General features: G+C 34.2%; 1 protein-coding gene. It reads left to right on the top strand.

Features of this window, described 5'->3' with window-relative positions; genetic code table 4:
• Nucleotides 1-719: 719 nt before the first annotated feature.
• The gene (locus MAGTDC_RS02620) at nucleotides 720-971 is read left to right on the top strand and encodes an Hsp70 family protein (protein WP_278046950.1); all 252 of its coding nucleotides are present in this window, start codon (nucleotides 720-722) and stop codon (nucleotides 969-971) included.
• Nucleotides 972-1,035 lie beyond the last annotated feature (64 nt).

Below are 1,035 nucleotides of genomic sequence, written 5' to 3'. Positions count from 1 at the left end.
TTGTAAGTGTAATTTGGGTGTACCGAGAGGAGCAAATTATTTATCTGTTTGGGTTTGCCGAAAATTGTAAAGTGTCTGGGTTTTCAGTATACCGACTGCTCTTTTTCTGATTAAGTTTTGCTTAGTTTTTCAATGTTACACGAATTCTAGAATTTACTTTACCTGGAAGTCTGCCGGCGTGTAAATGATTGCACAAGTTTTGTTTGAATTACACGTTACACAGCACATTTACGTTGTGCTTTTAATGTAGACTGTAACAGTGAAATCGACTTAATACATTATTAAATCACTATGCCAAGAGCATAAATTGAACTTGTTGAGTAAAATGCAGAACTTATGTACCACTCACTGCATTTAAATAAATTAAAATTTTACTTGAAGTAAAGATTTAAAAAAAAATTTATTGGTATTAAATGCCATATTTTTTAACTATTTTTTAAAATTTGTGTGAAATAGTCCATTGCTTAACCATCGGTTCCTCTAGGTATATATTGAATTGCTTTTATTCGAAAATTAAAACATTTTAGAATTGTTAAGGATTACACCAATGTTTTGCAGAATATAATTTCCCCTTTGTAAAGAGGTGACCTGACAATAAAAAATTTTGTGTTTGTAGTTTTGAACATGTTATAGGTGTCATTTTGACGCACATGTGACAAACTTGCTTCAAAATTTAAAAATAATTACAATATTTACGTTTGTACCATTGCAGGAAAATAATGGCGAAAGCACCAGCAGTAGGTATTGATTTGGGCACAACATATTCGTGCGTTGGAGTTTTCCAGCATGGAAAAGTTGAAATTATTGCCAATGATCAGGGAAACCGCACAACACCAAGTTATGTTGCCTTCACGGACACAGAACGTCTCATCGGCGATGCTGCTAAAAACCAGGTTGCCATGAACCCAAATAACACAATATTCGGTAAGTTGTCAAGTACCGATATGTGATTTAAATTAAACATGCTGTAAATTTGTTATAAATTGTATAATACGGGGTGCGTGCGTGCCCGCGCCTCGGACTGAGGGAAACCAC

The organism is Candidatus Hodgkinia cicadicola (assembly GCF_002774925.1).
The sequence above is the reverse complement of the archived record's forward strand: the minus strand, read 5'-3'. Positions and strand labels throughout refer to the sequence as shown.